25 protein-coding genes are annotated in these 25,409 nt (G+C 64.6%); 8 read left to right on the top strand and 17 right to left on the bottom strand.

Annotated features, from left to right (window positions below):
- Window positions 1-5: 5 nt before the first annotated feature.
- From AKL29_RS15260 to coxB, 3 genes are all read right to left on the bottom strand, one after another.
- Window positions 6-710, bottom strand: coding sequence for a cytochrome c oxidase subunit 3 (locus tag AKL29_RS15260; RefSeq protein ID WP_050384758.1), 705 nt, complete (start codon window positions 708-710; stop codon window positions 6-8).
- The gene (ctaD, locus tag AKL29_RS15255; protein ID WP_028335337.1) at window positions 707-2,482 is read right to left on the bottom strand and encodes a cytochrome c oxidase subunit I; all 1,776 of its coding nucleotides are present in this window, start codon (window positions 2,480-2,482) and stop codon (window positions 707-709) included. The genes AKL29_RS15260 and ctaD overlap by 4 nt, the downstream gene beginning before the upstream one ends.
- Window positions 2,483-2,565: 83 nt before the next feature.
- Window positions 2,566-3,399, bottom strand: coding sequence for a cytochrome c oxidase subunit II (gene coxB / locus AKL29_RS15250; RefSeq protein ID WP_028335336.1), 834 nt, complete (start codon window positions 3,397-3,399; stop codon window positions 2,566-2,568).
- A 546-nt stretch (window positions 3,400-3,945) separates the two neighbouring features.
- Between coxB and AKL29_RS15245 the strand changes: the two genes are divergently transcribed.
- Window positions 3,946-4,842 carry a DUF2189 domain-containing protein gene (locus tag AKL29_RS15245; RefSeq protein ID WP_028342674.1) on the top strand — a complete coding sequence of 299 codons (897 nt, stop codon included), beginning with the start codon at window positions 3,946-3,948 and terminating at the stop codon, window positions 4,840-4,842.
- 375 nt (window positions 4,843-5,217) lie between these two features.
- Here the strand turns inward: AKL29_RS15245 and AKL29_RS15240 are convergent, their stop codons facing one another.
- The gene (locus tag AKL29_RS15240; protein ID WP_050384757.1) at window positions 5,218-6,828 is read right to left on the bottom strand and encodes a S10 family peptidase; all 1,611 of its coding nucleotides are present in this window, start codon (window positions 6,826-6,828) and stop codon (window positions 5,218-5,220) included.
- 163 nt (window positions 6,829-6,991) lie between these two features.
- Here AKL29_RS15240 and AKL29_RS15235 point away from each other — a divergent pair, with 163 nt between their 5' ends.
- The 3 genes from AKL29_RS15235 (at window position 6,992) to AKL29_RS15225 (ending at window position 9,008) form a co-directional block, all read left to right on the top strand.
- Window positions 6,992-7,771 (top strand): NAD kinase, encoded by a 780-nt coding sequence (locus AKL29_RS15235; RefSeq protein ID WP_028336174.1) that lies wholly within the window; start codon window positions 6,992-6,994, stop codon window positions 7,769-7,771.
- Window positions 7,772-7,874: 103 nt separating this feature from the next.
- The gene (locus AKL29_RS15230; protein ID WP_028336173.1) at window positions 7,875-8,420 is read left to right on the top strand and encodes a response regulator; all 546 of its coding nucleotides are present in this window, start codon (window positions 7,875-7,877) and stop codon (window positions 8,418-8,420) included.
- A gap of 9 nt (window positions 8,421-8,429) precedes the next feature.
- Window positions 8,430-9,008 (top strand): Hpt domain-containing protein, encoded by a 579-nt coding sequence (locus AKL29_RS15225; RefSeq protein WP_050384756.1) that lies wholly within the window; start codon window positions 8,430-8,432, stop codon window positions 9,006-9,008.
- A 68-nt stretch (window positions 9,009-9,076) separates the two neighbouring features.
- Here the strand turns inward: AKL29_RS15225 and AKL29_RS15220 are convergent, their stop codons facing one another.
- The 10 genes from AKL29_RS15220 to folE all read right to left on the bottom strand — a co-directional run bounded on the left by AKL29_RS15220 (window position 9,077) and on the right by folE (window position 17,890).
- Complete coding sequence (locus AKL29_RS15220; RefSeq protein WP_050384755.1) at window positions 9,077-10,258, bottom strand: DUF2336 domain-containing protein; 1,182 nt, start codon at window positions 10,256-10,258, stop codon at window positions 9,077-9,079.
- A 163-nt stretch (window positions 10,259-10,421) separates the two neighbouring features.
- Window positions 10,422-11,426 (bottom strand): transglycosylase SLT domain-containing protein, encoded by a 1,005-nt coding sequence (locus tag AKL29_RS15215; RefSeq protein ID WP_152977614.1) that lies wholly within the window; start codon window positions 11,424-11,426, stop codon window positions 10,422-10,424.
- Window positions 11,427-11,518: 92 nt separating this feature from the next.
- Window positions 11,519-12,310, bottom strand: coding sequence for a c-type cytochrome (locus AKL29_RS15210; RefSeq protein WP_028336169.1), 792 nt, complete (start codon window positions 12,308-12,310; stop codon window positions 11,519-11,521).
- Entirely contained in the window at window positions 12,307-13,932 is a 1,626-nt protein-coding gene (locus AKL29_RS15205; protein ID WP_028336168.1) for a b(o/a)3-type cytochrome-c oxidase subunit 1, read from the bottom strand. Before AKL29_RS15205 ends, AKL29_RS15210 begins: the two co-directional genes overlap by 4 nt.
- Window positions 13,922-14,485 carry a cupredoxin domain-containing protein gene (locus AKL29_RS15200; protein WP_028336167.1) on the bottom strand — a complete coding sequence of 188 codons (564 nt, stop codon included), beginning with the start codon at window positions 14,483-14,485 and terminating at the stop codon, window positions 13,922-13,924. The genes AKL29_RS15205 and AKL29_RS15200 overlap by 11 nt, the downstream gene beginning before the upstream one ends.
- Window positions 14,485-14,664 carry a hypothetical protein gene (locus AKL29_RS15195; RefSeq protein ID WP_016843914.1) on the bottom strand — a complete coding sequence of 60 codons (180 nt, stop codon included), beginning with the start codon at window positions 14,662-14,664 and terminating at the stop codon, window positions 14,485-14,487. Before AKL29_RS15195 ends, AKL29_RS15200 begins: the two co-directional genes overlap by 1 nt.
- A 10-nt stretch (window positions 14,665-14,674) precedes the next feature.
- Window positions 14,675-15,925, bottom strand: coding sequence for a c-type cytochrome (locus tag AKL29_RS15190; protein ID WP_050384753.1), 1,251 nt, complete (start codon window positions 15,923-15,925; stop codon window positions 14,675-14,677).
- A 13-nt stretch (window positions 15,926-15,938) separates the two neighbouring features.
- Window positions 15,939-16,550 carry a c-type cytochrome gene (locus AKL29_RS15185; protein ID WP_082190604.1) on the bottom strand — a complete coding sequence of 204 codons (612 nt, stop codon included), beginning with the start codon at window positions 16,548-16,550 and terminating at the stop codon, window positions 15,939-15,941.
- 202 nt (window positions 16,551-16,752) lie between these two features.
- The gene (gene hisI, locus AKL29_RS15180; RefSeq protein WP_050384752.1) at window positions 16,753-17,181 is read right to left on the bottom strand and encodes a phosphoribosyl-AMP cyclohydrolase; all 429 of its coding nucleotides are present in this window, start codon (window positions 17,179-17,181) and stop codon (window positions 16,753-16,755) included.
- 28 nt (window positions 17,182-17,209) lie between these two features.
- Complete coding sequence (folE, locus tag AKL29_RS15175) at window positions 17,210-17,890, bottom strand: GTP cyclohydrolase I FolE (RefSeq protein WP_028336162.1); 681 nt, start codon at window positions 17,888-17,890, stop codon at window positions 17,210-17,212.
- Between the two features lie 240 nt (window positions 17,891-18,130).
- Between folE and AKL29_RS15170 the strand changes: the two genes are divergently transcribed.
- Window positions 18,131-18,577, top strand: coding sequence for an iron-sulfur cluster assembly scaffold protein (locus tag AKL29_RS15170; protein ID WP_028336161.1), 447 nt, complete (start codon window positions 18,131-18,133; stop codon window positions 18,575-18,577).
- 74 nt (window positions 18,578-18,651) lie between these two features.
- Here the strand turns inward: AKL29_RS15170 and AKL29_RS15165 are convergent, their stop codons facing one another.
- Entirely contained in the window at window positions 18,652-19,584 is a 933-nt protein-coding gene (locus AKL29_RS15165; RefSeq protein WP_050384844.1) for a COG3904 family protein, read from the bottom strand.
- 282 nt (window positions 19,585-19,866) lie between these two features.
- On the opposite strand from AKL29_RS15165, the gene yidD reads away from it, so the two are divergent.
- Both yidD and AKL29_RS43340 read left to right on the top strand, forming a co-directional pair.
- Window positions 19,867-20,178, top strand: coding sequence for a membrane protein insertion efficiency factor YidD (gene yidD / locus AKL29_RS15160; protein ID WP_028336159.1), 312 nt, complete (start codon window positions 19,867-19,869; stop codon window positions 20,176-20,178).
- A gap of 125 nt (window positions 20,179-20,303) precedes the next feature.
- Window positions 20,304-20,471 carry a hypothetical protein gene (locus tag AKL29_RS43340; RefSeq protein ID WP_016843922.1) on the top strand — a complete coding sequence of 56 codons (168 nt, stop codon included), beginning with the start codon at window positions 20,304-20,306 and terminating at the stop codon, window positions 20,469-20,471.
- An 82-nt stretch (window positions 20,472-20,553) separates the two neighbouring features.
- On the opposite strand, the gene AKL29_RS15155 is transcribed toward AKL29_RS43340, so the two are convergent.
- Together AKL29_RS15155 and AKL29_RS15150 are read right to left on the bottom strand one after the other, a co-directional pair.
- Window positions 20,554-21,690 carry an MFS transporter gene (locus tag AKL29_RS15155; RefSeq protein ID WP_050384843.1) on the bottom strand — a complete coding sequence of 379 codons (1,137 nt, stop codon included), beginning with the start codon at window positions 21,688-21,690 and terminating at the stop codon, window positions 20,554-20,556.
- Window positions 21,691-21,796: 106 nt separating this feature from the next.
- Window positions 21,797-23,107, bottom strand: a complete 1,311-nt coding sequence (locus AKL29_RS15150) for a COG3904 family protein (RefSeq protein ID WP_050384751.1) — start codon at window positions 23,105-23,107, stop codon at window positions 21,797-21,799.
- Between the two features lie 227 nt (window positions 23,108-23,334).
- Here AKL29_RS15150 and thrS point away from each other — a divergent pair, with 227 nt between their 5' ends.
- Window positions 23,335-25,383, top strand: a complete 2,049-nt coding sequence (gene thrS / locus AKL29_RS15145) for a threonine--tRNA ligase (RefSeq protein WP_050384750.1) — start codon at window positions 23,335-23,337, stop codon at window positions 25,381-25,383.
- The last annotated feature ends 26 nt before the right edge of the window (window positions 25,384-25,409 follow it).

The following is a 25,409-nucleotide window of genomic DNA, read 5'->3' as shown; positions in this document are numbered from 1 at the left end:
CCTCGCTAGGTGAGCAACTGGCGACAGATGTCGACGAAATTGTCGGTCCAGCCCGTCAGCAGACCGAGCAGGACCAGCCACACCAGCAACAGAAAATGCCAGTAGATGGTACAAAGCTCGACGCTCAGGCGCATCTGCGTCATCGGCGCACCGCGCCACAGCTTTACGGTCGCCCTGCCGAGCGCTACCAGGCCGCCGGTCACGTGCAGCCCATGGAGCGCGGTGATCAGATAGAAGAAGGAATTGGCCGGATTCGACGCCATGACATAGCCGGCGATGTTGAGCTGCTGCCACACCACGAGCTGCCCGATCAGGAACATCACGGCCGATGCACCGCCGACCAACAGGCCCGCGATCAGGCCGTCATGGTCGTCGTGGCGAGCGGCCGTCAGCGCCCATTGTAGCGCCACGCTGCTGATGACGAGGACGCCGGTGTTGAACCACACCAGCCTCGGCAGCGGCAGCTCGCGCCAGTCCACCATGGTGGTGCGCATCGAATAGGCGCTAATCAGGAGCGCGAACAGCGAGCCGACCACCGCGAGGAAAACACCGAGGCCGATTTTCGCCGCCGGCACCGAAGAGCCGCGCTCGCCGCGAAGATCGACGGCAATGCCCTGCTCCAGCCACGGCTTGGCGGCCAGCCGTTGCTGCGAGAGCCACCACCCCGCGATCGCTGCAATCGTAGCAATGAACAGGACGATGGCACTCACGGATGGGCTCCCTGGGCCAGCACCTTGGCCGGCGGTTCATTCTGCGGGATGAAGTCCCTCGCGGCACCGGGCACGCTGTAGTCGTAGGCCCAGCGATAGACGACGGGGAGCTCCTTGCCCCAGTTGCCGTGGCCCGGCGGGGTCTCCGGCGTCTGCCATTCCAGCGAGGTGGCGCCCCAGGGATTGCCGCCCGCCTCTTTTCCTTTGAACAGGCTCCAGACCAGATTGAACAGGAAGACGAGCTGAGCGAAGCCGACAATCAGCGCCGCCACGCTCATGAACGCATTGAGGTCATGGGCGGATGCCGGGACGAAGGTGGTCTCGCCGATGTCGTGATAGCGGCGCGGCATCCCGAGCAGGCCGAGATAGTGCATCGGGAAGAACACCGCATAGGCCCCGATGAACGTCACCCAGAAGTGGAAGCGTCCGAGCGCGTCATTGAGCATCCGCCCGGTGACCTTCGGATACCAATGATAGATTCCGCCGAACACGGCCATGATCGGCGCAATCCCCATCACCATGTGGAAGTGCGCGACGACGAACATCGTATCGGACAGCGGAACGTCGACGACAACGTTGCCGAGGAACAGCCCGGTCAGGCCGCCATTGACGAAGGTGACGATGAAGCCGAGCGCAAACAGCATCGGCACCGTGAGATGGATGTCGCCGCGCCAAAGGGTCAGCACCCAGTTGTAGACCTTGATCGCCGTCGGGATCGCGATGATGAGCGTCGTGGTGGCGAAGAAGAACCCGAAATACGGGTGCATGCCGCTGACGTACATGTGGTGCGCCCACACGACGAAGCTCAGCGCCCCGATCGCCACGATCGCCCAGACCATCATGCGATAGCCGAAGATGTTCTTGCGCGCGTGCGTACTGATCAGATCCGAGATGATGCCGAACGCCGGCAGCGCGACGATGTAAACCTCGGGATGGCCGAAGAACCAGAACAAATGCTGGAACAGGATCGGGCTGCCGCCGCCGTACTTGGTCAGCTGGCCCATCTCGACCAGTGTCGGCATGAAGAAGCTGGTTCCAAGGAGGCGGTCCAGCAGCAGCATGACCGAGGCCACGAACAGCGCCGGGAACGCCAGCAGCGCCATCACGGTGGCGGTGAAGATGCCCCACACCGTCAAGGGCATGCGCATCAAGGTCATGCCGCGTGTGCGGGCCTGCAATACTGTTACCACGTAATTGAGCCCGCCCATCGTGAAGCCGATGATGAACAGGATCAGCGAGGCCAGCATGAGAACGATGCCCCAGTCCTGCCCGGGGGTACCGGAGAGAATCGCCTGGGGTGGATAGAGCGTCCAACCGGCGCCGGTCGGCCCGCCCGGCACGAAGAACGTCGCGGCCAGCACCAGCACGGCGAGCAGGTAGACCCAATAGCTCAGCATGTTCACGTAGGGGAACACCATGTCCCGCGCGCCAACCATCAGCGGGATGAGGTAGTTGCCGAAGCCGCCAAGGAACAACGCCGTGAGCAGGTAGATCACCATGATCATGCCGTGCATGGTGATGAACTGAAGGTACTGATTGGCATCGATAAAGGAGAACGTGCCGGGAAATCCCAGTTGCAGCCGCATCATCCACGACAGCACCAGCGCAACCATTCCGATCGACATCGCCGTGATCGAGTACTGGACGGCGATCACCTTGGCGTCTTGCGAAAAGACGTACCTCGTCCACCAGCTGTGCGGATGATAGAGCTCGACCTCAGCGACTTCGGCGGGCGGAATGCCTGCGACCTGATCAAACGGGATATCGACCATCGGAATACCCTCCTTGGTCTTCCGCTCAGCGACGAGTTCACTTCATATCCGGCAGAACATCCGGCCGATCCTCGTCGGCATGTTCATTCACTGCCAGTCTTGTACGCGGCCTTCGCGACGTTGCGCTGGCCGGACAAGGCGGCGAACGTGTGCTGCTTGTCCAGCCACGCGTGATATTCCTTCTCTTCTTCCACGACGACCTTGCTGCGCATCTGTGCGTGCGCGGCACCGCAAAGCTCCGCGCAGAGGACGTCGAAGGTTCCGGTGCGGGTCGGCGTGAGCCAGTAGTAGGTCACCGAGCCAGGGATCATATCCATCTTCGCCCGGAACTCGGGCACGTAGAAATCATGCAGGACGTCGATCGAGCGGAGCAGCACCTTCACCGGCTTCCCGACCGGCAGATGCAGATCCTCGTTTTGCACGACGATGTCGTCCTGCCCGTTCGGATCATTGGGATTCAACCCGAGTGGATTGTCGGAGCTGATCAGGCGCGCATCTGACGTGCCGAGCCGGCCGTCCTTTCCCGGAAGCCGATAACTCCACATCCACTGTTGTCCAACGACCTCGACGTCGGTCGCGTCGGCGGGAACGGTGACGAACTGGTGCCAGACGATGAGGCCCGGCGCCAGCATGGCGACGACGCCGATCGCGGTGCCGATGCTGAGCCACCATTCGAGCTTCTTGTTCTCGGGATTGTAGTGGGCGCGCCGTCCCTCGGTGTGGTGAAAGCGCAGGACGCAATAGGCCATGAACGCGATCACCGCGCAGAACACCGCTCCGGTGATCCAGAATGTCAGGTTGATCGTGTGGTCGATATAGCTCCAGTTCGAGGCAATCGGGGTCCACCACCAGGGGCTGTAGAGGTGGAACAGCACCGAGGCGACGGCAACCAGGAGCAGTAAGATCGCTACAACCATCCCTCATTCCTCCTTGCCATTGAAGGCTGCGGAGACGAACGAAAGGGCGGAGCTCACGTCAGAGGGATGGTCTCACGTTCACCATCACCGTGGCTTTTGCCTCGCCCATTCTGCCGGTCGCGATGCTGGGACATGACAAAAACTCAACGTCACGGCCGCAACCTCATCGGAGCTGGGGGCGTCAAGCATCAACATGGTACCCATCGAGCCAGACGTCAATAGAGGAGTAATGCCCGCCGCTGTCGGGCACGTGTTGGCGGGAATGCATTGGATGCCGCGAACACTGATCGGTCCTCCCCTATCGCATGGTGCATCGCAAGATCTCGTTTGTGCATCTGCACAATTCTCCCGACCGCATTCGTCACCTTGCTTCTGCCGCGCATCGGACTAGTTTTACTGGACCGGTTGCGACCGATGTCGTCCGGCAAGCTCCTTCTGGTTGAATCTGATTTGCCGGACTCAGTCGCGATTTTCGCGCATGAGGCGGATGTGCGTGTATTGATGGCGCTCCGTTCCCCTGCGGCCACAAGCAAGGAGACCGGAGCCATGACCACGGTGTTCGCACGACCCAAACTGCAATTGTTTGGCGTCTCTACCGCCTTCGTCGTTCGCAAGATCAGCCTTTCCGACCTGGGCGACGCGCTTCGCCTCGGCTGGGAAGACTTCAAGGCCATCCCGACCCACGCAATCGTCCTGTGCGTGATGTATCCCGTCCTCGGACTTGTCTTGTTCAGACTTGTGCTTGGCTATTCGGTGCTGCCGCTGCTGTTTCCGCTCGCCGCCGGCTTCGCCCTGATCGGTCCTTTCGCCGGCCTCGGCCTCTACGAACTGAGCCGCCGACGCGAACGCGGAGAGGAGCCGGGAGCCTGGGATGCAATGCAGGTGCTGCGCGCGCCGTCGTTCGGCGCCATGTTCGAACTTGGCGTTCTCCTGCTCGTTCTGTTCGGGGTCTGGATCGCCACCGCGGACGCGATCTACATCATGACGTTCGGCTATGCGCCTGCTGCGAGCATCCCTGATTTCGCAAAGCGCGTGTTGACGACGCCCGAAGGCTGGTCGCTCATCATCGTCGGATGCGGCGTCGGCTTCCTTTTCGCCCTGGTTGCCCTGTGCGTCAGCGTCGTCTCATTTCCACTGATGCTCGACCGACATGCGACCGCGATCGATGCGATCCGCACCTCGATACGGGCCGTGATGATGAATCCAATTGAGATGGCCGCGTGGGGATTGATCGTTGCGGTATTGCTGGCGGTGGGCTCACTGCCATTCTTCGTCGGTCTCTGCGTCGTTCTGCCGGTGCTTGGTCATGCGACCTGGCATCTTTACAGGAAGGTGGTCGAGCCCGACCGGAATCCTCCGCAAGAAGAGCCCCGCCCGCCGATCGGTCACCGCTACGCGGCCGATTTCCCGGCCTCCCTCTTCCCGTGGAGCCGTGAGCGCTAAGCGGTTTCGCGCGAATCATGTCGCGAGAATGCGGGTGCATGGCACCAATGCCGCAACAATTCAGCGTCGTCCCGGCCCAGTGCGCAATTGCGCACGGGGGGCCGGGACGACGAATGTGGATGTCGGCCGTGCCACACAATCGATGTCGTCCTGGCTTTCGCCAGGACGACGAGAATATTTGCCCCGGGCATCCCAACAAACTCACTGTCGTCCCTGCGAAAGCAGGGACCCATAATCACAAATGTTGATTGTTGCGCGACGTTGGGACGACGAGTCCCGATCACAACACGAGCCGCGGCGCATGAGTCCCGGCTTTCGCAGGGACGACGGCTGCGGGCGTGGCGCGGGTGACTTTATCCGAACTGCCACGCCCCCTCACTTCATCAGCGCCTCGACCTCCTTGCGGAACGCCTGGCGCGAGCCGTCGCGGGAGTAGAACATGTGGCCGCCGGGATAGACCGCGAGCCTGGTGCGGCTCGGGCCCGCGAAGGCCGGCAACTGATCGAGGATGATCTTCGAGGCGAAGTACGGCGTGGCGAGATCGAACAGGCCGTGGCCGACCAGGAGTTTCAGGTTGGGGTCGAGCGCCAGCGCCTGGCGAAGCTGCGTCACCGACTCCGCCGGACTGATGCCGTGACCGAACTCCCAGGCCTTGTTCACGCTTTCGCTGAGCAGGTGATAGGAGCCGTCCGGCCGCCAGTTCAGCTTGCGCGTGGTGAGGTCGACGGCGGCACTGGTCAAGGGCGCCATCAGCGGATCGCCGGACGGATCGTTGAAACGGAAATAGCTGGAATCCGGATAGGGATCGAAGCCCTCGATGGAGGCGTCGTAGCGGCCGGTCACCTTGCCGTTCTTGCGATCGAACTCGCGGCGGAATTCGCCGATGTCGAAACGGCCGGCGAGCCTGCGGCTCACCGCCTGATCGATCCCGGTCAGGCTTGCGACCTTGTCGGCGAGCCGCGTGGTGGCCTCGGTGTCGGCCTGACCCTTGACGAGGTCGAGCAGGAAATCGCCGCGCGCGTAGCTCTCGACGTCGGCGAGATCCTCGCGCGTCACCGGCCCCTTCGTCTGTCGCGCCACCGCCGCCATGGTCGGCAGGCTTGCGACATATTGCAGGAGGCTGGAGCCGGTATATTCGCGGAAATCGAGCACCGGCGAGATCAGCACCAGGCCGCGGACGCCGACGCCCTGCTGCATTTGCAGATTGCGCACCACCTTGGGCCCGCGAATGCCGCCATAGCTTTCGCCGACGAGATATTTCGGCGAGGTCAGCCGGTCGTATTTCTCCAGCCAGCGGCGGATCACCAGCGCGACCGAATTGGCGTCGCCGTCGACGGTGAAGAAGCGCTTGCGCGCCTCCTCCGACGTCGTGACGAAGCGGCTGTAGCCGGTGCCGACCGGATCGATGAAGACAAGATCGGTGAAATCGAGCCAGGTGTCGGCATTGGCCTGCAGCTCGGGCGCGGCCGAGGACACCGCGCCGTCGAACGGCAGCCGCCACGGCCCGACATTGCCGAATTGCAGCCAGGCCGACGCGGAGCCCGGACCGCCGTTGAACAGGAAGGTCACCGGCCGGTTCGCCTTCTCGGCGCCGTCGAGCTGGTAGGACGTATAGGCGATGTCGGCGAGCGGCTCGCCCTTGTCGTCGAACACGCGGATCGAACCCGCGGTCGCGCTGAAGTTCAGCGTGCGGGAAGGCAGCGCGACCGATTGCTTGGTCGTGGAGTCCGGCGGCAGGCGGTGCTGTTCGGCGGCAGCCGCATTGGCAGCAGTGCCGGCGCCGGCCTCGCCTCCGCGCCCTGCCCGCCCCTTCTGGCCGCTCGGGTTCTGACCACCTGGGTTCTGGCCGCTTGGGTTCTGGCCGCCTGGGGTCTGCGCGCTCGGCGACGGCGATGGCTGCGGGACGTCATCGTCGGCTCGCGCCGCGGTCGCAAGGCAGGCCACCAGCAACGCCGCGGCGAGCCGTGTCGCAAGACTGTTAGCCATATCGTTCACTCCCTGCGCCCCGATTTACGCAATCCAGCAGCAAACTGCGCTAGTTTGGCGGCGCCGGCGTGGCATGCGGTCCGTTCCCGGACCATCTCGACAAGGCCGCCCGGGATGTATAGACGAGCGCGGCGTGTTCCGTGCCAAACGAGTTCGTGAGCGAATGGCCAGCTCCAAGCGGTATGACAAGATCGCCTTCGTCGCCAGCGCGAGCGTGGAAGCGCAGTCGGCGCTCGAGCAGCTGACGGAAATGTACGGCAACCATCTACCCGCGGATGCCGACGTCGTTGTCGCGCTCGGCGGCGACGGTTTGATGCTGCAGACGCTGCACGCCAACATGCGCAGCGGCAAGCCGATCTACGGCATGCACCGCGGCACGGTCGGCTTCCTGATGAACGAATATTCGACGCATGATCTGCGCACCCGGCTTGCCGCCGCGCGGGAGTCGCTGATCAATCCGCTGTTGATGCGCGCGACCGACATCCACGGCGCCGTGCATCTGCATCACGCCATCAACGAGGTCGCGTTGTTCCGGCAGACCTACCAGGTCGCCAAGCTGCGCATCCTGATCGACGAGCACGAGCGGATGCCCGAGCTAATGGCCGACGGCATCCTGGTGGCAACGCCGGCCGGATCGACCGCCTACAACCTCTCCGCCCAGGGGCCGATCCTGCCGATCAACGCGGCGCTGTTGGCGCTGACCCCGATCAGCGCGTTCCGGCCGCGGCGCTGGCGCGGCGCGCTGCTGCCGAATTCCGCCTTCGTGGTGATCGAGGTGATCGAGGGCGAGAAGCGCCCGGTCGCCGCGGTCGCCGACCATGACGAGGTCCGCGACGTCCGCCGGGTCGAGGTGCTGTCCGACAAGACGATCGCGATGCGGATGCTGTTCGACCCCGGCCACTCGCTGGAAGAACGCATCCTGCGCGAGCAATTCGGCTACTGACGGCGCCTGCCCCTGCCCGGCAACCAATCATTAACCCCGGACGGGATATGGTTAACGTCGGGTAATACCGCATTGGCCCGGTATGCCCTATCAGGGCCGGACCATGTATCGCATCGACTTCAACAAGCTGCGATTTTTGATTTGCGACGACAATCCGCACATGCGCCGCATCCTGCGGACGCTGCTGCATTCGTTCGGCGCGCGCGAGGTGTATGAGGCCGAGGACGGCGCCACCGCGCTCGAGATGTATACGCACTACGTGCCCGACATCGTGATCACCGACTGGTCGATGCCGATCTTCGACGGGCTCGAGCTTGCGCAGATGATCCGGCAGCCGGAATCCAAGGGCAACCCCTACGCGCCGATCATCATGCTGACCGGGCATTCCGAGAAGCGCCGCGTCACGGTGGCGCGCGATGCCGGCGTCACCGAATTCTTGGCCAAGCCGATCTCGGCCAAGGGCCTCTACCAGCGCATCATGAACGTGGTCGCCAACCCGCGCCCCTTCATCAAGACCAAGACCTATTTCGGCCCCGACCGCCGCCGGAACACCACCAACACCTATATCGGCCCCGAACGCCGCGGCAGCGGCGAGGTCGAGGTGCTGCAACAGCCGTCGCTGCTCGAAAAGGCGCGCTCGGCCATCTAGGACATCGCCATGGCGAAAGACAAACCCGGGACGATCGAGGTCAAGAGTTTCGGCACGCACCACGTCATCACGCAACCCAATCCGCTGCGCAAGATGCTGCTGCGCGTCCCCGAGAGCGATCTCGACGATCCGGTCGGCCGCGCCGAACAGGCGCTCGCCGGGCTGTCGGGCGAGTTCAAGGAGTGGATGACGATCGAAGCCGACCGCCTCTCCGCCGCACACGCCACCGTGCTGCGCGAGGGCTTCAGCGACAAGACGCGCGAGGAGCTGTTCCGCGCCGCGCACGACATCAAGGGTGATGCTGCGACATTCGGCTATCCGTCGGCGGCCGCAGCCGCGGAGAGCCTGTGCCGCATCATCGAGCACGCGCCGGATCTCGGCGCCGTGCCGCCGCAGCTGATTGCGCACCACATCAACGCCGTGCAGGCGATCGTGCGCAACCGCACCAAGCTCGACACCGCGGTCGTCGCCGGCGTGCTGAGCAAGCAGCTCCGCGGCATCGCCGATGAATTCCTGACCCACGCCAACCGCGACCGTCCCGAGCACCTCGAGGCGATCCTCGCTCCGAGCATCGTGCCAGGCGAATAGCTGCGCGGCCGGCTGCTCGCACTGCGGCAGCCACTCAAGCATCCATCAATGGGAAGGAAACGCGGCCTTCAGGCCGCGATGAGATCGTCGTCGTAGGGCAGCACCGCGATCGCGTCTTCCGCGGCGATCTCCTCGCAGAACATCCGCGCGTCCTCGCGGGCCGATTCCGTCGCGAAGCGGCGCAGCAGGATCAGAAGCGGCTCGGCCGCCGAATGATCGGTCTCGCAATGCGTCAGCACCCGCTCCACCATGCGGCGATGCAGCCGCGCCGCGCCGTCACCGCTGTCGACATAGCCGACCTCGTGGCTGGCCTCGAGCGCGACGCGGAACGCGGCGTAGGTGGATTCAGGCAGGCCGGCGCGGCGCAGCAGCGCCTGCAGGCCGTTGCCGCCGCGGTCGTTCAACAGTGCGGAGACGCGGCCATATGGCAGCCCGGACAGTTCGGCGAGCGCCGCCCCGAACAGATCGAGATTGCCCGACAGCAGCGCGCGCAGGATCAGCCCGGCCGTCAATTGCCCGGTGGCGCGCAGATGCGTGATCAGGTTCTGCATGTCGTCGCCGAAGGCGCGCGCGGCGATGTTCACCGTGGAGCGTTCCCTGGCCTCGCCGGCGATCCGGTCGGCCCGTTCGCTGCCGAGCCAGTTTCGCGCGACGACGAACTGCGCCAGTGTGTCGGAGAGCTTTGCGACCAGCGCCAGCCGCGTTGCCGACGGCAGGTCTTCCAGCTGCAGCATCGATTCCCTGATGGCGGCGAGATGGCCGTGGCGTTCGACGATGCGATCCCAGGAGAACGGCGCGAGGCCGGCGTAAGGATTTTCGATCAGCTCCAGCGCGGCGGCCGCCGAGCCGACCTCGGCAATCGCGGCGGCGACGGAGGCCGGCAGATTGATGCGGCGCGCGATCGCGCACTGCATCTCGTCGGAGCCGGTGGCGACGATGTCGACGAGGTCGGCATCGATCAGGAGCGGTGAATGCTCCAGCACCGGCAGCGCGATCGCTGGCTGGTCGGCCGACAGCGCCTGCACGATCGCGGCAGGCGCGTCCGCGCTGCGCGCGAACACCTCGGCCATCGCCTGCCGTACCAGCGGCGAGGGGTCGTCGAGCAGCATCAACAGCGCGCCTTCGGCTGCGATGCGGTCGTCCTCGGTGAGATCCGAGATGAGCCAGGCCCGGGCCAACGCCCGTGTTGCCTCTGCTCGCTCACCTGCTGGAGCGGTCCTAATCCAACTAATAAACTGCCGAACGATCATGGTCCTTCCGGCTTACGCAACGAAACGGCATCGACATACGACGCCACTGCAAGGAAAAATAAACCATGACGCTTAACAAAGGGTTCACCATAAACGTTTGGGATTATTGACGTTTCGTTAAAGCCGTAACGACGCGCGGCTTCGCGCGCGCAGCAAGGCAGCGCTAGCCGTTGCTGTAGGTGCCGCTCGGATCGCTGAACAGGTCAAGCAGCCCGGGCGCGCGGACCTTCGGCGTCGCCGACGCGGTCAGCGAAGCGGAATTGCCCCACAGCTCCTGCACCGCCGGCGAGATCGGCTCCGAGCGGTCGCCGGCCTGATAGAGCGAGCGGAAGGTCGGCGCCGGCTGCGCCGATGCCACAGCCGAGGTCGCAGCGACGGGCGCGGCCGACCGGGAGTCCGGGAAGGTCGAGAGATAGGACGCGGTATCCATGGTCAGCGCCGTGGTCGGCGCGGCGCTTGCGATCGCGTAAGGCGACATGGCGTCGCCGCCCGCCGCCGCGAAGGCGGTGCGCGTGTCCTTGGAGTTTGCGGCCGCGGCGTACCGCGTGGTCAGCACCGAATAGACCTGACTGACGCTGCGCGCGCTGCCCGACCTGTCGTAGAAGATCGACTGGTTGGCGGCCGCCGCCTTCGGAAACATCGCGGCCGCATTGGCGCTCGGGCTGTCCTCGGCGCTCGAGATCAGCTTGCCGGCGCCGCCGACGCCCATGAAGTGGGCCATGTAGAGTTCGGCATCGGTCGGACGGCGGCCGAGCTTGCCGGTAAGCTTGAAGCTGTTGGACTGCGTCAGCACCGCCGCCATCGAGGACGCCGCGTCTGGATCGTCGCGCAGCTTCATGACCGCAGCGCGCGCCGAGGGATCGCTGACCGAATAGCTGCCGTCGGAATTCCTGGTGATGGCGTCGGCATACTGGCCATAGCCGAGCTGGCTTCCGGCCTCCTTGACGGTGCCGAGCCAGGTCTGGTCGATGAATTGATAAAGTCCATGCGCCGACGAGGTCGTGGCGCCGGCCCGCGGATTGAAATTGGATTCCATCTTCGCGGTCGTGAGCAGGTATTCGAAGCTCGTGCCGGTGGTCGCGGCCGCCTGCTTGATCGAGCTCGCGACCTTCAGGCGCGAGGAATCGACACCTGCCGAAGCCGTCGCGTTGAAGAGGTCGACCGCCATCTGTCCGGGTGCCTTGCCGGGCGCCGGCAATCGGCACCCATGTCCCGTCAAGGTGCCGTAATTATGGTTAATGGCGCGTTAATAGCGTCGGTTCAGGGCTGGGCCTCGTAGTAATGCGCGACCTGGTCGATCTCGTCGGCCGTCATCTGGCGCGCGATGTTGCGCATCTGCTGGCTGATGTCATTGCGGCGGGCTCCGGATGCAAAGGCCTCGAGCTGTGCCTTGATGTAGACCGCCGACTGGCCGCCGAGCCAGGGGCTTCCCGCCTTGTTGTCGACATCGCCGTGGCAGGAGCCACAAGGCGCGATGTTGCGCATCGGGGCGCCCGTCACCACGATCACCGGCGCGGGACGCCCGGTATCCAGATTGTTCGAAGGCACCCGCGGCAGATAGGCGTAATAGGCCGCAACGTCCTTCATGTCCTGATCGCTCATCGCCGCGGCGAACGGGCTCATCACCACGCTGACCCGCGCGCCGGTCTTGAAGTCGTTCAGTTCCTTGTAGGTCACCGCGGCAAACTGCCCGGCGAGGTTCGGTGAATGGGCGTCGCTGACGCCCTGCGGTCCATGGCAGATCGCGCAGCGCTGCGCCAGCGTCGCGCCCCGCCCGATCGAGACCTGATTCACCTTGGTCAGCATTTCCGACGTCATGACGACATTGGACGTCTTGAAATCCGGCTTGATGCCGGTCTCCTGCACGGCGGCACGCGGAACGCCGGCCGCGCTGCAGATGGCATCCCAGACCCCAGCAAGCTTCAAATTGGGTTGCGCCAGCGGCAACCAGATCAGGCCTGCGACGGCCGACAACACGGCGATCGCGGCCGTGATGCCGACGCTGGCGCCGAACCACGGATTGCGCAGCGAGAACAGCGGCTGGTCGCTCATCGGCCTGCTCCGACATAGACCGCGGGCACGCTGGTCTCGTTCAGCGCCATCAGCTGCGCGATCGGGAAACCATAGTTCACCACGGTGAGACCGACCATCAATGCGAGCCACAGGCCGAATGAGTTGAGCGCGACCGGAATTCGCTCGGGCATGTGCAACGGCACCGCGAAGCGGTACGCACCCGCCTCGCCTCGCGCGCCGAACTGCCCGCGGATCAGCACCAGCAGGAACAGCAGGCCCGACAGAAGCAGGATGAAGCCGCCGATTGCCGACATCGTGACCGACAGGGCCTGCGGCGAGATCGCCGGGTTGGCATAGTCATAATAGGCCATGCGGCGCGGCATGCCGAGGATGCCGACATAGTGCCACGGGAAGGTGGTCACGATCATGCCGATGAACCACAGCCAGAGCTGCGTGCGCATCAGGCCAAAACTGTCCAGCGCACGGTCGGTCAGATGCGGCCACAGATCATAGGCGATGGCAAAATACATGATCACGATGGCGCCACCGAAGATCAGGTGGAAATGGCCGGTGATCCACTGCGTGTTGTGCACGGTGGCGTCGAGCTGGTAGCTCATGTTGATCAGACCGCCGGCGCCGCCGAAGCCGAGCATGACCAGCGACAGCGCCGTCGCCAGCATGATCGGATTGGACCACGGCAGCGCGCCGATCCAGCCGAAGGCGCCGCGGCCGCCACGCAGGCGGCTGGCAATCTCCGCCGACGCGCAGATCGTGAACACCGTGAGCAGCGTCGGCAGCGCGACGAGGCCGGTGAACACCGAGTGCATGAACTTGAATCCGGCGCCGACCTGCGGGTCGGCAAACAGGTGATGCACGCCGATCGGCATCGCCACCACGACGAACAGGATGAACGAAATCCGCGCCATCGCGTCGCTGAAGAGCCGGCCGCCGATCGCCCGCGGGAAGATCGTATAATAGGCGATGTAGGTCGGGATCAGCCAGAAATAGACGATGGCGTGCAGCGTCCAGGAGAAGAAGACGCGGGCCAGCCCCGCATCGATCGTCGACTTCAGCCCAAGCGCCACGGGCAGGATCTGGAACAGGATCTCCAGCGCCGCGCCGACCGCGGTCCAGCCCCAGAGCAAAGAGCCCGCGACGTTGGCGTACATCGCAAGCGGCACCGGCTTGCCCGGGTTCTCGCGCTTCCAGATCACGAAATTGGTCACCATCAGCGCGACCCAGATCCATGAGCCGACCACGACCATGACGACGCCGATGTAATAGAAGGGATTGCCGACCATCGGCGGATAGAAGGTGTAGAGCACCGAGGCGAGCCCGAGCGACACCGGGATCATCGCGACGACGGCACCGACGGCGACCAGGAAGAAGCCCACCCAGGCCCAGCGCCGTCCAACCAGCTCTTTCTCGAGTGAGGCTTCGGTGATCGCGTAGCCGAATCCCATCGCAATCAGTGTCGGGAATACGTATCCCATCGCCGAGCCATGGGCGGTAACCGAGCGATAATAGAACTCCGGATTGAAATGCCAGGCGTTCAACGGGCTGCGCACGAACATCTGCCAGGCGCCGAGCACCAGCGCGACGCCGAACACGATGAAGGCAAGCCAGAAATGCGCCGCGATCAGCCGCTTGTTAATCAACACAGGTCAGCCTCCGCTTCGCTGCCGCCATGTCACGGAACGCAGCCTTGTCGATCACCTTGACCTTGCCCCACATGCCCTGGTGGCCGATGCCGCAGAATTCCTGGCACGGCATCACGTGATCGCCCGGCGCCTTGAAGCGCACCGGCAGGTCGGTGACGTAGCCCGGCACCAGCATCGTGTTGATGTTGGTGCCCTCGATCAGAAAACCGTGGACGACATCGGCGCTGGTGGCGCGGAAGGTGATCGGCGTTTCCGCGGGCACCACGATGCATTGCGGTGTGAAGGAATATTGCTGGCCAATCGCGCGCACGGTGACCGATCCGTCGGCCTGCATTTCGCTGCCGAGATTGCTCTCGACGAATTCGCCCGACAGATGCAGCGTCTTGGGATCGGCGGTTTCGACCCGGCCCTGCGGCATCGTCGCCTGATGGATGCCGATATAGGTCGCCATGCCGACCAGGACGCCGACAATGACGATCGACAGCGTCGCCCAGCGCCGCTCGATCCGTGCGGCAACGGCCTCGCCGAGGCTGTGATCGGTCTCGCTCGCCATCAGGGAACGCTCCGCGGCAGGAAGACCAGCAGATAGAAGGCAAACCACAACCCGACCACGACCGCCGTCGCAATACCCGCGACCGCGACCGCGCCGCCCGGACCGGCGCGCACAATGGTCTCGACATCATCGTCTTCCGAGCCCGATGCCGGCGGTTGCGGCGAAGACGAGTTGATCATGATCGCACCCCTAGTTCAGCGTTGCTGCCCGCAGTTCGTTGGCCTGCCGCGCCGACACCGGCTCGCCGCGATTGCCCCAGGCCGTTCGAATGTAGGTCACGACAGCCGCGACCTCGTCATCCGACAGCTTCTGCGCGAACGGCGGCATGCCGTGGGGCATCGGATTGCCCGACGTCCCCGGCGGATACCCGCCATTGAGCACCATCCGGATCGGGTTCACCGCGGAGACCATCTGGATCGACTGATTGCCGGCAAGCGGCGGATAATCCGGCGGCATGCCCTGCCCGGTCGCGCCATGACAGCTTGCGCAGTCGCGGTCATAGATCGACTTGCCAAAGGACAGCAGCAGGCTGCTCTCGGCCGACGGCAGCGAAGTCGACGCCTTCTCCGGAGGACCGCCCTGCGCAAGGCCCTTCAGGTAGACCGCCATCGCGCGCGCATCATCATCATTGAGAAATTGCAGGCTGTTGTAGACGACCTCGGCCATCGGCCCGTACACGGCGCCCTTGGCGGACACGCCCTTGCGCAGATAGTCGACGATCTCCTCGATCGTCCAGTCGCCGAGCCCGGTCTCCTTGTTGGAGGTCAGCGACGGCGCGTACCAGTTCTGCATCGGGATCAGGCCGCCCTCGAAGGCCTGCGACTGCTTGCTGCCGCCGAGCGCATTGATCGGGGTGTGACACATCCCGCAATGACCCAGCCCCTCGACCAGATAGTTACCTCTGTTCCACTCTGCCGACTTCGTTGGATCAGGCTTGAACTCGCCTTCCCTGAAGAACAGCGTGCGCCAGCCGAGGATCAGCGAGCGGTTGTTGAACGGGAATGTCAGGTCGTGCGGCTTGTTGAGCTGCCTGACCGGCGGTACCGTGCGCAAATAGGCGTAGATCGCGTCGCTGTCCTCGCGCGTCACCTTGGTGTAGGACGCGAACGGCATCGCCGGATAGACCAGGCCGCCATCGGGAAAGCGGCCGTTATGCATCATCTGGTAGAACTGATCGGAGGTCCACGTGCCGATCCCGGTCTGCGGGTCGGGCGTGATGTTCGACGTGTAGAGCGTGCCGAATGGCGTCTTCATCGGGAGGCCGCCGGCGAAGGTCTTGCCTTCGCGCGCGGTGTGGCAGGCGATGCAATCGCCGGCGCGTGCGAGATACTCGCCCTTGGCGAGGACGGCCGGATCGGCCGCCTTCTGCTGCGCCGAAGCCCCAATTGGCGACAATGCCAGCATCAATCCGACAAGCAGTCCTGTTAAGGTTCGCGACATCGGCACGATCCCTTCAATGCGGTTCGCTGCCGCATTCGAGCGGCATCGGAAGACTGCCTCGCGGCGCGAAGGATGGATCCGCCGGCGCCGGACGCGAGGACAGGTAGGCTGCCACCGCCTTCACGTCGTCCTCCGTCAGCAGGCTCGCGACGATCTGCATGCAATCGGGAGCGAACGCGGTCCGCGTGCCGTAGCGCCAGCCACCGAGCTGGCCGCTGATATAGGCCGCGCGCAGGCCAAGTAGGCCGGGAATGCCGGGCTCCATGCCGCCCAATGTGGGACCATGGCAGGCTGAACAGGGCGGAATGCCGTGCTGCGGATCGCCGTTCTTCACGATCGTCTCGCCGCGCGCCAGAATCTCCTTGCTGTCGACCGGCGGGACCGGCGGCGGAAATGCCGGCCTGAGCGAGGCGAAATATTCGGCGATCTTCTTCAGGTAATCGTCGGTCTGAAACTCCAGCAGGTAGTTCATCGGCGGATATTTCCGCCGTCCATCCCGGAATGCGATGAGCTGGTTGTAGAGATAGCCCGCCGGCTTGCCGGCCAGCCGCGGGAAATAGGCGTCGCTGGTGCCCTCGCCTTCGGCGCCGTGACACGGCGCACAGGCAAGGACGCGCGCGGCCATAGTATCGGGCGCACGCTCGGTCGTTTGCGATTGCGCCGCGCCGATCGGCCACACAGCCCAGGCAAAAAATCCAAGAAGCGGTATCAGGCGACGCGCCACAGTTCACCCCCAGTGACGACCATGCGCAACGGCTTGCGCATGGCGTAACAAGGGCCACGAAGTACACGACTTGGCCGCGCTGTACTTGATTCAGATCAATGATCTATTTGCGATAGACCTGCGCCGGATCGAACAGCTTCTCGGCGTCGACAAAGGACAGGCTGACATTGCCACCCTCGTCCTTCACCGCGCGATAGAAGCAGGAGCGCCGTCCGGTGTGGCAGGCGGCGCCGACCTGCTCGACCTTGATCCACACCGCGTCCTGATCGCAATCCATCCGGATCTCGACCACGCGCTGGGTCTGGCCCGAGCTCTCTCCCTTGCGCCACAGCGCATTGCGCGAGCGGCTGAAGTACCAGCCCTCGCCGGTCGCGATCGTCTTGCGCAGGGCTGCGTCGTTCATATGCGCGACCATCAGCACATCGCCGGTCGCGACATCGGTCGCGACGCAGGTCACAAGGCCTGCCGCGTCGAATTTGGGCTGGAAGGCCAGCCCCTCCTCGCGGTCGTGATCGTGGGTCGCTGCGGACACGGAAAACCTCGCTCGGGAAAATGCGAGGTTACCGGTTCGGTCCTCGCACCAGGGACAGGAAACGCTGCTGCTCCGCCGGATTGTCGCGGAACATGCCGGTGAAGCGGCTGGTGAAGGTCGATGCACCATGCTTGGCAACGCCGCGCACCGACATGCAGGTATGCTCCGCCTCGATCAGCACGGCAACGCCGCGGGGCTTCAGCACCTCGTCGATCGCAGCAGCGACCTGCGCGGTGAGATGCTCCTGGGTCTGCAGACGGCGGGCGAAGATGTCGGTCAGCCGCGCCAGCTTGGAGAGGCCGACGACGCGCTCCACCGGCGTATAGGCAATGTGCGCCTTGCCGTAGAACGGCATCATGTGATGCTCGCACTGCGAGGTGAACTCGATGTCGCGGACGAGGACGAAATCGTCGTAGCCGGCGGTCTCGCCGAAGGTGCGGTTCAGCACCTCGGCCGGGCACTGGTGGTAGCCCTGATAGAGCTCGTCATACGCCTCGACGACCCGGCGCGGCGTGTCGAGCAGGCCCTCGCGGCCGGTGTTCTCGCCGATATAGGCGAGCAGCGTCTTCACGGCGTCCTCCGCCTCCGCCCGCGACGGGCGCGGCTGGTCGGCACGAACGGCCGCCGTCATGAATTCTGAGGGGTCGAGCTCGCCAGGCTTGGCGTCGGCCGGCTTGCTGGGGCGAATCGATTTGATCAAGGCGTCCATGTCTTCTCCGTTCGACCGGCCCTCGGATTTGACCTTGGTCCGGATGTGTCACCGGGCAGACGGGGCGGATGGTTCGACCGCCGGACGCCTGAGTCCCACAATTGTAGCACCGCCGCGGCGGAGGTGGGCCGCGGTGGCTGCATGGCCGGGCTATGTTTCCGGCGTTGCCGTCCATATATAGGACGGTGCAACCCAGCCGCCAAGAGCGCCCGGCACGGCCGGAACCAGGCATCTGTCCCCATGCTGAACGACATTTACAACAAGCGGATCATCGAGTTGGCCGGCAATATTCCGCGCCTCGGACGGCTGGCCGACCCGGACGCCAGCGCTACCGCCCACTCCAAATTGTGCGGTTCGACTGTGAAGGTCGACCTCAAGATGGACGGTCCCGTGGTGACGGACTTCGCCCATGACGTGAAGGCTTGTGCGCTCGGCCAGGCCTCCTCCTCGATCATGGCGAGCCGGGTGGTGGGCTCGACCGCGGACGAGCTGCGCGAATTGCGCGAGACTGTCCGCAAGATGCTGAAGGAAAATGGCCAGCCCCCGCAGGACGGCAAATGGGCCGATATCGCGCTGCTCGAGCCGGTGCGCGACTACAAGGCCCGCCATGCCTCGACCATGCTGACCTTCGATGCCGTGGTCGATGCGATCGGCCAGATCGAGGCCAAGGCGTCGCAGCCGGCGTAGGATTCCACCTCGAGGTCCCCGATGCGCAATTGCGCATCAGAGGTCCGCTTACGCATCCACGAACGAGACGAAGCTTACTGCGCGGGCTGGACCGGCGCCGGCGCCGGCGCTGCGCTGCCACCGGTCGGCACCACGGCCTCGGCGGTCTTGGTCGCCCTCGCCGCCTGCGACGCCTCGCCCTCCATCGCGCTGCTCACGAAGCGATCGTTGTTCTTCGGCTTCGCCTCGGCGACGGGAATTGCGTTGTCCTTGGTGTTGTCCTGCCGTGGCAGCACGTCGGCAACCGCCTCGGTGGTGATGAGATTGGTCAGCCGCAATTCCGCCGCCGACAATTCGTGCAGGTCTTCCCATGGCGGCACGCTCAGCGAGAGCGCCAGCAGATCCCCCGCGCCGCCCATATCGAAGGTGTACTTGGCAAGACGGCCGATATCGCGCTCGACGATCATCAGGTCCTGCGCGGTGTAGCTCGCGGCCTTGGCGTCGTCAGCGCGATCGCCCATCCAGATCTGATGCACACGGACATGGGCGGCCGGCGGAACATAGCGCGTCTTGCCCGACAACAGCAGGAACACGCACATCGACTCGCAATAGGCATCCGGCAGAACGCTCGCGCGGCCGCTCTGCGCGGCCTGATTGACGACGCTGGTGCCGACCGTGGTCAGCACGCCGAGACCGCGGAAGCGGCGGCCGAGCGCGATCGCGTCGTTGACCGAGCCGCCGCTGGAATCGAGCACGATGGTGGCGCCGTTGAGCTGGCGGCCGCGCGCGAACTCGTCGAATTCCCTCGGACTATCGGCCGTGATGATACCGACCGCGGACACCCAGCCGCGGCAATTCGGCTGGCAGGCGATCCAGCTGAACTTCATCGGCAGCTTGCGCTCTTCGAGGGTCGAATTGGCCTGCGCGGAACCGCCCGCCATGGCGGCGGTGCCGGAAACCGCGAAGCAAAGAGCAACGGCGCCGGTAAGCGCCCAACTGCGCAACGAGAGCGACTTGACGAGCCTCAATTTGGTTCCTTCCCCCAAGCCCTTGGTGATGCGAGCGGTGGCAATGGCCCCATGGCAATGCGCCACGATTCTGTCAGCGGCGCGTGATGGGAACGGTAGCGTTGCTGACCCGGACCGTCCATAGAGCCCTTGCTGCAGCGCCATCGGTGCTGTGCAATAATAACGAACTGTGGCGTAAATATCTGCAACAAAACAGTTCCTTGGCTTGGAACCCCCGCAAGACTACGTACATACTTGCGTATGCCGCCGACAGACCATTCAACGACACACCATCCACGATGCATGGACTGTGCCAGCACCATGCGCCGCTTGCCGCGCAACCTCGGCCGCGCCCTGATCTGGATCTACCGGCACACGCTGTCGCCGCTGGTCGGCTACAACTGCCGGCATCTGCCGACCTGCTCCATCTATGGCGACGAGGCGATCGAACGCTTCGGCCTGTGGGGCGGCGGCTGGATGACGCTGGCAAGGCTGCTGCGCTGCCAGCCCTGGGGCACATCCGGGATCGATAATGTCCCGCTGACGAAGCCGCCCGGGGCACGCTGGTACCTGCCCTGGCGCTATGGCCGCTGGCGCGGCGTCAACGAAGGCTGACGCGGCGTCAACGACAATTGATCGATTGCTGCGGCACGTCCAAGCGCGGCGCGCATTGCTGCCCGGCGGAACTGTGGCGATAGTTGGCGCATTGTTTCATTGCCCCCTTTGGGGAGGAAACAACAATGCGCTGGAAAATCAGCCACAACGGTCATGATCCCCGGCAGATCGACTTGCTGGCCGTGCTTGCCTTGCTCGTCGTGATCGTCGCCGCCTACGGCTACTTCACCCACAATCCGAACAAGCCGAGCACGACGGCGTTCATCGTGCCCAGTCAAAGCGTGAGGTGGTGACGCGCAGTCGAGTTCCCGGATGTTCCTCGCGCGGATCGTTGCTTGGGATGCTCTCGCGAACACAAGCGTGAAAGCCAACCGTTCACTCGGCCGCGGCGGTGGCGGCCGTCCGTCGCGGCCGCGTGATGACCACGACCGCAAGCGCCGCCGCGACGAAGGCCGTGGCCACGTAGCCCGCGCTGTGCAGCCATTCGCGGGCGAACAGCAAGCCACCGATCGCGGAGCCGATGGCCTGGCCGATATACAGCACCGAGGTATTGAGCGAGACCGACGCTGAAGCGAGCGCCGGTGCCGCACCGACCAGGCGTACCTGCTGCATCGAATTGGTCGATGCAAAGCCGAGGCCCCACACCGCGACGGAGGCGGCCATCAGGGCGTAGGCGCCGGCGCTCAGCGCCCAGCCGGCGACGCCTGCGAGCAGCAGCACGGTGAACAGGACCGAGGTCTTCCAGGCGCCCCAGGAATCCACCACGCGCGTTGCGATCACGATGCCGACGAACCCGAAGATGCCGTAGAGCGCGAACACGATCCCGACGGCGTCCGCATTGGCGCCGGTCAGCTTGGCGAGCAGCGGCCCCATGAAGGTGAACACCACGAACTGGCCGGACATCTGCAGCGTCGTGATCGACAGCAGCAGAATGACCATCGGATTGCGGCCGAGATCGACCCAGGTTCGGAAATCAACCGGCGCGCCGTGCAATCCGCCTGGCAGCCGCCACCACAGCAGTAGGGAGCTGACGAGCCCGGTCAGCGCGATCGCGCCATAGGTCGCGCGAAAGCCGTAGCGGCTTGCGATGAAGGTGATCAGCGGCAGCCCGATCGCGGCGGCCAGCGACCAGCCGAGGAAGATGTAGGCAATCGTGCTGCCGCGCTTCTCCACCGGCACGATCAGTGCCGCGGTGCCTGCCGCCTGCGGCGTGTAGAGCACGCCGACCGCGAGCATCACCAGCCGAATGATCAGGAGGCTGTCGTAGTTCGGCACGAAGGCAGAAGCAGCATTGGTCAGGGTCAGCACCAGCAGCGTCGCCGTCAGCAAGGCCCGCCGCTCGGTCCGGCTGGTCAACCACGCCGTCACCGGCGAGCCCACGCACAGCACGATCGCGCCGAAGGTGATCAGGAGACCCGCGGTGTGGATCGTGACGCCTAGTCCGTCGGACAACTCCGCCAGCATGCCGGCCGGCGCGAGCACCGAGCAGCCGGTGACGATGTTGCCAAGCATCAATGCGGTGGGAGCGAAGCGTTTCACGCCGCGTTGTTAGCAGACGCCGAGATCGATGCAACTGCATCTAAATGCATGGCACCTGATCGAACGGCGCCTCTTGCGCTCATGGCGACGGCGATGCCGCCGGCACCGCACTGACGCTCGGCGACACGGCGGCCGGCAACGGGCTCGCAGGCTTCGGACCAGCGGTCGCCGCCGGGCATGATGCCAGAAGCTGCGTCCAGCCCCGCTCCAGCCCGGTGGTGCCGATATCGAATGTCGCAAGGCCGGACTTGGTGTCAGACTTGACGTCAGACTTGGCGTCAAGCTTGGCGTCAAGCTTGGCGTCGGCTGCCGGCGGGCTTTCGCCGATCTGCAGATGCGGGGCCGCGAGCATCGCCTTGACGGTGTCCGAGGTCACCGCCTCGCTCCAGACCTCGTATTTGCCGAACCGCGCCGACCGGCCGAATGCGACGGTTCTGGTCGCGCCGGCCATCATCACCACCGTGCCCTTGCCGGCTGCCCCCTCCTCGAACTCGCGCACGAACATCAGCCGCCCGCGATCCTTGCTCTCGCAGAACAGCCGCCACTCCATCATGCGGAACGCGCTGCCGTCGGCTCTTTTCTGCTGCACGATCTTGCGAACATAGGGCCGTGTCTCCTTCTCCACCGCCCAAAGGGTTTCCGGCAGCGGCCGCGTATCGATGCCGAATCGATAGAGCTCCGGCCGCGTCAGCACGTGCAGGTCCTCGAACTTCACGGACTTGATGAGGTCGCTGAGCTCATGGCTGATGCCCATCGCCGCGAGGAATACATTGCGGTCGCGATCGGCGCTCACCATCTCGCGCCGCCTGAAGTCCGCGACGACCTGCGCAGGCGGATGCCCGTGGACGACGAACATCAGCTTGGAGTTATGCACCGCGAGCACCGAATCGGGCGCCACTTCGCGGCTGGTCGCGCCCAGGAACAGATAGGCGCAGGCCGAGACGCACATCGCGTTGCGCGTGGTGAGTTCGGCCTCGACCTCTCCCTTGGCGGCCTTGATCTTCAGGCAGGCGGCGTCGATCTGCGTGCCGGTGGAACAGGCCGGCACGATGGTACGGCCGACCCGGGCGATTGCCTTGTGCGCGCGCAGGAACCGCGCGATCCCATAGGACTGCTCGACGTTTCCGCCCGGCGAATGAAGGTAGATCGGAAGCTGCCTGTCCTTGTTGGCAAACAGGAAGGTGCGAATCCGCTGCGCGGCTTCCCGATCGATCTCGCCTTCGATCGCGATCCAGCGATCGCAGCCGGCGCCGCAGGCGTTCGCCGGCCCATGGGCGAGATAGATGGTCAGCTTTTTCGCAAATCCGGCCTTCTGGACCGGTGTTTCTTCCGCCCGCAACACGCCCGGGATCAGAAGCAACGCCACGAAAAACAGGAGACGGGAAAACATGAACCTTGCGGATCGCGCGATGGCGGAAAACGGACGCCGGACGTTAGACGATGATCAGCAGCGTCGCAACGATCCGTGGCGTCAGCTGCGGCCGAGCCTTGTTCAAATCCGTGCGGCCGGAGGCCCATTTTCTTGATATTGCCGGATTGCAGGCGTCAAATCCCCTGCTATACCGCTGCTTTCCGCTTACCTGCGCTCGTTCGCAGGAGTGAGCTACAGGAGACACCATGGCCGATACGCCACCCAAATCCGAATCCGGATTCCAGTACAGCCTCTCTAACCTCAAACCCGCAGAACCCGTGAACAAGATCGCCCTCACCTTCCCTGATGGAGCGAGGCGCGATTTCCCGAGAGGGACCACCGGTCTCGACATCGCCAAAGGCATTTCGCCCTCGCTCGCCAAGCGCACCGTCGCGATGGCGCTCGACGGCACGCTTGCCGACCTCAATGATCCGATCGAGGCCGACGCCAAGATCGAGCTGATCGGCCGCGAAGACCCGCGTGCGCTGGAACTGATCCGGCACGATACCGCGCATGTACTGGCGGAGGCCGTGCAGTCGCTGTGGCCGGGCACCCAGGTCACGATCGGCCCGGTGATCGAGAACGGCTTCTACTACGACTTCTTCCGCAACGAGCCGTTCACTCCGGAAGATTTTGCCGCGATCGAGAAGCGGATGCGCGAGATCGTCGCGCGCGACAAGCCGTTCACGAAGGAAGTCTGGGATCGCGAGAAGACCAAGCAGGTGTTCCGCGACAAGGGCGAGGCCTTCAAGGTCGAGCTGGTCGACGCCATTCCCGGCAACGAGCCGATCAAGATCTACTTCCAGGGTGACTGGTTCGATCTCTGCCGCGGCCCGCACATGACCTCGACCGGCAAGATCGGCAACGCCTTCAAGCTGATGAAGGTGGCGGGCGCGTATTGGCGCGGCGACTCCAACAATCCGATGCTGACCCGCATCTACGGCACGGCATTCGCCAAGCAGGAAGACCTCGACGCCTATCTCAAGCAGATCGAGGAAGCCGAGAAGCGCGACCATCGCAAGCTCGGCCGCGAGCTCGACCTGTTCCACTTCCAGGAGGAAGGCCCGGGCGTGGTGTTCTGGCACCCCAAGGGCTGGACCATCTTCCAGCAGCTGATCGCCTATATGCGGCGCCGGCTGCTCGGCGATTACAACGAGGTCAACGCCCCGCAGATCCTCGACAAGGCGCTGTGGGAGACCTCGGGCCATTGGGACTGGTACCGCGAGAACATGTTCGCGGCGCAGTCCGCCGGCGACGAGGCCGAGGACAAGCGCTGGTTCGCGCTGAAGCCGATGAACTGCCCCGGCCATGTACAGATATTCAAGCACGGGCTGAAGAGCTACCGCGACCTGCCGTTGCGGCTCGCCGAGTTCGGCGTCGTGCATCGCTATGAGCCGTCGGGCGCGATGCACGGCCTGATGCGGGTGCGCGGCTTCACCCAGGACGACGCCCATGTGTTCTGCACCGAGCAGCAGCTCGCCGACGAGTGCCTCAAGATCAACGACCTGATCCTGTCGACCTACGCCGATTTCGGCTTCGACGGCGAGCTCACGGTCAAGCTCTCGACGCGGCCGGAGAAGCGGGTCGGCACCGACGAGATGTGGGATCACGCCGAGCGCGTGATGGCGACGGTGCTGTCGGAGATCAAGGCCAAGGGCAGCAACCGCATCCGGACCGAGATCAATCCGGGCGAAGGCGCGTTCTACGGACCGAAGTTCGAGTATGTGCTGCGCGACGCCATCGGCCGCGACTGGCAGTGCGGCACGACCCAGGTCGACTTCAACCTGCCGGAGCGGTTCGGCGCGTTCTACATCGATCACGACGGCTCGAAGAAGGCACCCGTCATGGTGCACCGCGCGATCTGCGGTTCGATGGAGCGCTTCATCGGCATCCTGATCGAGCACTATGCCGGCAACTTCCCGCTCTGGCTGGCGCCGACCCAGCTCGTGGTCACGACCATCACCTCCGAAGGCGACGAATACGCCAAGGTGGTGGCGGCCGCCGCGCGCCGCGCCGGGCTGCGCGTCGAGATCGACCTGCGCAACGAGAAGATCAACTACAAGGTCCGCGAGCACTCGCTGGCCAAGATCCCGGCCCTGCTCGTCGTCGGCAAGAAGGAAGCCGAGACCCACTCGGTCTCCGTCCGCCGCCTCGGCAGCGAGCGGCAGACCGTGATGCCGACCGATGAGGCGATCGCCGCTCTGGTGGATGAGGCGACGCCGCCCGACGTGAAGCGGGCGCGATCCGTCGCCTGATCTTCAAAATCGGTCTAAACTGGCTT

It is taken from the genome of Bradyrhizobium pachyrhizi, assembly GCF_001189245.1.
GTDB classification, from domain to species: Bacteria; Pseudomonadota; Alphaproteobacteria; order Rhizobiales; family Xanthobacteraceae; genus Bradyrhizobium; species Bradyrhizobium pachyrhizi.
The sequence above is the reverse complement of the archived record's forward strand: the minus strand, read 5'-3'. Positions and strand labels throughout refer to the sequence as shown.